The following is a 6,000-nucleotide window of genomic DNA, read 5'->3' on the forward strand; positions in this document are numbered from 1 at the left end:
ATATATTCTAGCCAAAACCGAATATTCCTCTTAATGGCACCTAAAAACTTTCAATATAATCAATGCACCGGTTAGCATGCTCGGGAAAACACAGCTCATTGAGCAGGTTACCGTACCCCGGGAAGGATACTCTAATGCATCCAGGATCGCAAATGGCCACCTCTTCCTCACCGAGCAAACCCGCGACAACTAACATCATGGCAATCCGATGATCATCACAGCTAGAGCAACTACCTCCCCGAATGATTTGGCCCCCTTGCACGGAAAACCCATCGGCAAAGGTATCCACCACTACCCCGAGTTTGCCCAACTCCGTAGCAGTAGTACTAATCCGGTCCGATTCTTTCACCCGCAGCTCAGCGGCATCCACCACTTTTGTCTCGCCCTTAGCCTGGCTGCCCAAAAGGGCCACCAAAGGCAGCTCATCGATTACCCTTGGGATCAGCTCACCATCAATCATGCAACCGTAGAGGTTACTTGTACTTGCGGTCAGATCCCCAACGGGTTCCCCGCATACTTCCCTAACATTGTCAATCTCCACCGCTGCCCCCATCCGGCTTAGTACCTCTAAGAAACCGGTCCTTGTGGGATTCAGGTTGACGTCCTTAATCGTGACCTTACTGTGAGGAAGCAGTACAGCTGCTGTCAGTAAGAACGCAGCCGAGGAAAAGTCACCAGGCACCACTATTTCCCTCCCTTCTAGTTCCCCTGGTCCTTCTATGCTTATAGTATTCCCCCTTCGCATCACGGGACACCCTAAGTAAGCCAACATCCGTTCTGTATGATCCCGGGACAAAGATGGCTCGGTGATGCTGGTTACACCCACAGTCCCCAGACCCGCCAAGAGGATTGCCGATTTAACCTGGGCACTTGCCACAGAGCTCTTAAGACTCTCTGCCACAAGTCCACCGCCGGTAACAGCCAAGGGTGCCAGGCTTGCTCCCTGCCTTCCAAGGATCCTCGCTCCCATCTGTCGTAAGGGTTTTACCACCCGTTCCATAGGCCTTTGCCGCAATGATGCATCTCCGCTTAGAACATAAAAGTGGGGGCGAGAGCTGACCAATCCCAGCAAGAGCCTGAGGGTTGTCCCCGAATTCCCCGCATCCAAAATATCGCTGGCCTCTCCAATTTGACTTAATCCAGCACTATGTATTATATATTCCCCGGGACCGATTCGTTTAAGATCACTGCCCATTAACCCCAGACATTTGGCTGTGTTGAGGCAGTCATCACTTTCCAACAAGCCTTGGATGTGGGTGGTCCCTTGGGCAACTGATCCTAGGATTAGAGCTCGGTGGGAGATGGACTTATCTCCCGGCACCTGACATTGTCCCACCATCGATTTTGCTCGGTTTACTAAAAGCAAGACATTTGCCGGGATCGTGCTGTTCTATTTGCCCATGGGCACCATAAGCACGCACCGGCTTCCTCCCTTCATTGCCAGCCTTAGACTTTTCGAACCATCAGCTACCGATAAAATAATCGGGCTATGACCGCCTTTTTACCACATAGCCATTGGTCCTTAGAACCTTAAGGGCCTGATCTACCTGCTTCTCATCATTGAACCCTAACCTTAGGACCCCTGCTTCACCCTCCCTGGCTCGCATGATCTCAATATCACTAATATTTACGCCGGCCTGGGCGAGGACACCGGCAATCTGGCCAATGGTACCAGGTTCATCTGCTACCTGCGCCGATAGCTCATAGTAATTGGTAAGACGCCTACTGTATTTGGGTAGTTCATCCCGGAGCCCCTTTGCACTGCAGAGCCCTTGGTACAAGGCGGCCGAATCTGTTTGCAGGGCCCTTTGTAGATCAGATAAGACCCCTTTAAACTCTTCAATCATCGAGTTAATGTGGCCCCGGTTAGTCTCTAGGATCTGACACCACAGCCTTGGATCACCGGATGCCACCCGGGTTGTATCCCGGAAACCACCGGCAGCCAGGGCTAACAGATCCGGATACTGCGGCGCGAGGTTGCCCACAGTATTAGCCAGGGCAACGGCACAGATGTGGGGAAGATGGCTTACGGCTGCAACGATTAGATCATGCTCATCGGGACTTAGCAAAACGGGGAAGGCTCCGATGATCTCAATTACGGATCGAAGGGTACTAAGCTCCGTCCCGTGACCGGAATCCGGTGGGGTGAGGACATAGGCTGCATTTTCAAATAAATGAGGGCTTGCCGCGAAAATGCCGCTTCGTTCCTTGCCGGCCATGGGATGGCCTCCAATAAAAACGACCTCCCCGGGTAGGATCTCCGCGGCTTTTTGCATTATCAGTGTTTTCGTACTTCCCATATCCGTAACAATGCAGCCCGGCTTACAGAACCTTGCTGCATCGTGCAGGTAATCAATAATCCCCCTGATCGGCGTGGCTAGAAAAACTAGTTCAGACCCAGAGAAAGCCTCTTCAATAGAAGAGGCGATCTGATCAACTGCTCCTAGGTTTAATGCATCGCTACAAGTTTCCGGCGATGTATCAAAGCCCACAACATAAACATCCTCGGTTCGGCACCTTAAGGCCAATCCCAAGGACCCACCAATAAGTCCCAGGCCTACAATGGAAATTCTACGCATTCATCCACGTCCTACATGATCCGGTCCAGAGCAACGGCCACTTTTGTTACTTCCCGGATCAGTTCGCTAAACTCCTCGGGCCGTAGGGATTGGGGACCATCGGACAGGGCCTTCTCCGGTTTCGGATGTACCTCAACCATAATCCCATCGGCTCCAGCTGCAATTCCGGCTCGGGCCATTGCTGTTACCAGACGTTTCTTACCTGTTCCATGGGAGGGATCGACAATTATCGGCAAATGACTAAGCTCCCGAATCAAGGGCACAGCACTTAGGTCCAAAGTGTTACGGGTTGCCGTCTCAAAGGTACGAATGCCCCTCTCGCACAAAACCACGTTAAAGTTGCCTGCGGAGATAATATACTCCGCGGCCATCAGCCATTCCTCTATGGTTGCAGACATACCTCTTTTAAGTAACACCGGTTTCTCGGCCAAACCCACTTCCCGAAGCAAAGTAAAGTTCTGCATGTTCCGTGCGCCGATCTGAAGCATGTCCACATACTGGCTGACTAATTCCACATCCCGGGGATTGACCACCTCAGAAATAACCGGTAGGCCCGTTTCCGCTCTGGCTTCGGCTAGAAGCTTCAACCCTTCTTCCTCTAGACCTTGAAAAGAATAGGGTGATGTCCTCGGTTTGAAGGCGCCGCCCCGCAGCATAGAAGCTCCGCCGGCCTTGACCATTTGAGCCGCCTCAATAATCTGCTCTTCACTTTCCACGGCACAGGGTCCGGCGATCATCACCAACTTCTTACCACCGAAGACCACATCCCCCACAGAAACCTCGGACTTGTGGTGCAGAAACTCCTTGCTAGCCAACTTGAAGGGCTGTAGGATGGGTACAACCTTCTCCACCCCGGGTAAAGCTTCCAGAAACTGCAAATTGATCTTAGTCTTATCCCCCACGGCTCCAATAATCGTTCTTTCAACACCCTGGGATAGATGGGCTTCGAAACCTAATTCCTTTAGTCGTTCAATTACCCGATTTAATTGCGTAGAATCCGCCTTCGGTTCCATGACAATAATCATGGCCGTCACCTCATTTAGTCTTTGTCAACTTATAGGACTGCTTCTAGAGCACCAATGAATCTTTGATTCTGCTCTTGGGTGCCGATGGTAACCCGAATAAAGGTCGGCTGACCAAAGGCATCTCCTTTACGAATAATCACGCCCTGCTTAAGTAACCCCTTAAACACCGCATCACAGGGTCGAGCAAGATCAACATAAATAAAGTTAGCCTGGGTGGGCACATATTTTAGACCCAGCTTTTTGAACTCATCATATAGGTACCCTTTTCCCTGTCGGTTGACCTCGATGCTTCTTTGTACATGGTCCTGATCCTCTAGGGCGGCTATGGCCGCGATCTGGCCCATGGCATTCACATTAAAGGGCTCTTTTACACGGTTAATCCATGCCGCAAGCTTAGGATTAGCTACTCCATAGCCCACCCGCAACCCCGCAAGACCATAAACCTTGGAGAAGGTCCGTAGCACCACAATATTTGGTCTTTCCAGTGCCCAGGCAAGGGTCTGGGGATAGCTAGGATCATCAACATACTCGTAGTATGCTTCGTCGAGGATAATCAAAACATCCTGGGGGATCTTATCAACAAATGCTTGCAGGCTGGGACCATCAACAATGGTTCCCGTAGGGTTATTGGGATTACAGACAAACACGATCTTCGTTGCATCCCCCACCGCATCTGCCATGGCGTCAAGATCATGGGTGAAATCCACTAAGGGTATCACACACTCCTTCGCGCCCATCAAGCGCAAAACATAGGGGTACTCACTGAAGGATGGATCCGCATAGACTCCCTCATCACCACTATCTAGAAATGCCTCTGCAATCAACTTGATCACCTCGTCGGAACCATTACCAATGACTAAAGAGCCAGCAGGTACACCAAGGTGAGCAGCCAACTTCTCCTTCAGGGCAAAACAAGCACCATCGGGGTAGATGGCCATGTTCGCAGCCGCATTTGCCATAGCTTTGCATGCCGCAGGCGATGGTCCAAGGGGGTTCTCGTTAGAGGCAAGCTTAATAACGTCACTGATACCAAATTCCCGTTTTACCTCATCAATGGGCTTTCCGGGTACGTAGGGTGTAATTCGCTCAATACATGTTCTAGTTTGGGGGTACGTCATCATCTTTCGGCGTAAAGAGGACGCCTTCTCTCCTTATTATTTACTTATACATACTATACCAGATCCGGACGGAGACATCTTGCTCCCTTAAGGTAAATATGTACGATTTCATCTTGTTTCTTGTCTGTCATCACATGCATTAACAGTCGTATGCACCGTTGTAGGCTTTGGGGCACCGGAATCTCTTGGGTACAAACCAGAGGAACATGTACAAGACCGAGCTTACGGGCAGCAGCAGCGGGAAAGGCTGCATCCAGATCCCCAGTCACCGTAAAGATTATGCTACTAATGTCTTCTGTCACAAGCTCATTTGCTCCAATTACCCGTTGTAGTAACTCCGTGGTGGCGACGAAAATAGCTTCTTCGGTGTTATCCTCTGCCGTTATCGCACCCCTGATCCCTCGCACATACATGTTATCCGTCCTTTTTCTGACCTAAAACCGTCTTTTCCGGCAATTTTTCTTAATATCGTAACATACCAGCTACACTTTGTAAAGCAGACGCGAGACCACGTATGAGTCAACGATTCACGGGTACTGGCTCCATCTCCAATTTCTGTAGGTTCAACAGCTGCTAAGCATACCACCTTCGTTGAGTCTGTACATTAGGTTCGACATACCCCCCGATGATGTCCTTCCTATCATGGGCAATGGGTATACCGGCTGTCCGAGGTACATAGACATTCTTACGTACTACTTTCCGCCCCTTTCTTAGCTATCTCTTTTAGTGAACCTAGGTTGAAATCTATCTTGCGCATGAACTTAATAACATTGTCAGTTACTTCCTGTAGGCGTTCGGTATTACGCCAACACAACCGCTCCATCATCGCGCCAAGTCTTTCCCGGCTCCAGCTTCGTTTACCCTTAACACGCCGAGCAAAACAAAATATCTGGGGCTTTACCGCGCCAAGTCCTCGTAGGCCGTCTACGGATATCCCACGGGCTTCTAGACGCTTTCTGTAGTCTACCGTAGCATCAGCTATTTGGCTCAAATCGTTGAGCAAGCGCTGATAGTCTCCAGCTTTGTCAGGGTCCGTGAGCTCTAACTTCGCTTGGGCCAGCTCTGCCAAGAAGGTAGCACCGGTTACGTCATCCGAATCAAGGGCTTCCTCGACCTTCGGAAGAACCTTGGAATCAGTAAATATCCTTCTTAGGTCACGTTTCATGTGGTACCTATCTAGCCCCCTAAAGGATTTGGACATAAGCTATGTTTGTGCTAAGATTACTTTAGTGGGAGTGATTAACCGTGACAAGAAAGCGTTACTCAGATGATTTCAAG

Annotated in this window: 6 protein-coding genes; all 6 read right to left on the reverse strand. The window is 50.2% G+C overall.

Annotated elements, in window-relative coordinates:
• Window positions 1-40: 40 nt before the first annotated feature.
• A complete protein-coding gene (aroA, locus tag M0Q40_09250; protein ID MCK9222786.1) occupies window positions 41-1,321 on the reverse strand; it encodes a 3-phosphoshikimate 1-carboxyvinyltransferase in 1,281 nt (426 codons plus the stop codon).
• 166 nt (window positions 1,322-1,487) lie between these two features.
• Window positions 1,488-2,579 (reverse strand): prephenate dehydrogenase, encoded by a 1,092-nt coding sequence (locus M0Q40_09255; protein MCK9222787.1) that lies wholly within the window; start codon window positions 2,577-2,579, stop codon window positions 1,488-1,490.
• Between the two features lie 11 nt (window positions 2,580-2,590).
• Window positions 2,591-3,604 carry a 3-deoxy-7-phosphoheptulonate synthase gene (gene aroF, locus M0Q40_09260; protein ID MCK9222788.1) on the reverse strand — a complete coding sequence of 338 codons (1,014 nt, stop codon included), beginning with the start codon at window positions 3,602-3,604 and terminating at the stop codon, window positions 2,591-2,593.
• A gap of 29 nt (window positions 3,605-3,633) precedes the next feature.
• Window positions 3,634-4,725 (reverse strand): histidinol-phosphate transaminase, encoded by a 1,092-nt coding sequence (gene hisC, locus M0Q40_09265; protein ID MCK9222789.1) that lies wholly within the window; start codon window positions 4,723-4,725, stop codon window positions 3,634-3,636.
• 50 nt (window positions 4,726-4,775) lie between these two features.
• Window positions 4,776-5,135, reverse strand: coding sequence for a chorismate mutase (gene aroH / locus M0Q40_09270; protein ID MCK9222790.1), 360 nt, complete (start codon window positions 5,133-5,135; stop codon window positions 4,776-4,778).
• A 272-nt stretch (window positions 5,136-5,407) separates the two neighbouring features.
• Window positions 5,408-5,887, reverse strand: coding sequence for a UPF0236 family protein (locus M0Q40_09275; protein ID MCK9222791.1), 480 nt, complete (start codon window positions 5,885-5,887; stop codon window positions 5,408-5,410).
• Window positions 5,888-6,000 lie beyond the last annotated feature (113 nt).

This window comes from Limnochordia bacterium, assembly GCA_023230925.1.
Classification (GTDB): domain Bacteria; phylum Bacillota; class Limnochordia; order DUMW01; family DUMW01; genus JALNWK01.

Coding starts and splice junctions, on each gene's coding strand:
- M0Q40_09255 (MCK9222787.1), bottom strand. CDS start 2,579: ATGCGTAGAATTTCCATTGTAGGCCTGGGACTTATTGGTGGGTCCTTG.
- aroF (MCK9222788.1), bottom strand. CDS start 3,604: ATGATTATTGTCATGGAACCGAAGGCGGATTCTACGCAATTAAATCGG.
- hisC (MCK9222789.1), bottom strand. CDS start 4,725: ATGATGACGTACCCCCAAACTAGAACATGTATTGAGCGAATTACACCC.
- aroH (MCK9222790.1), bottom strand. CDS start 5,135: ATGTATGTGCGAGGGATCAGGGGTGCGATAACGGCAGAGGATAACACC.
- M0Q40_09275 (MCK9222791.1), bottom strand. CDS start 5,887: ATGAAACGTGACCTAAGAAGGATATTTACTGATTCCAAGGTTCTTCCG.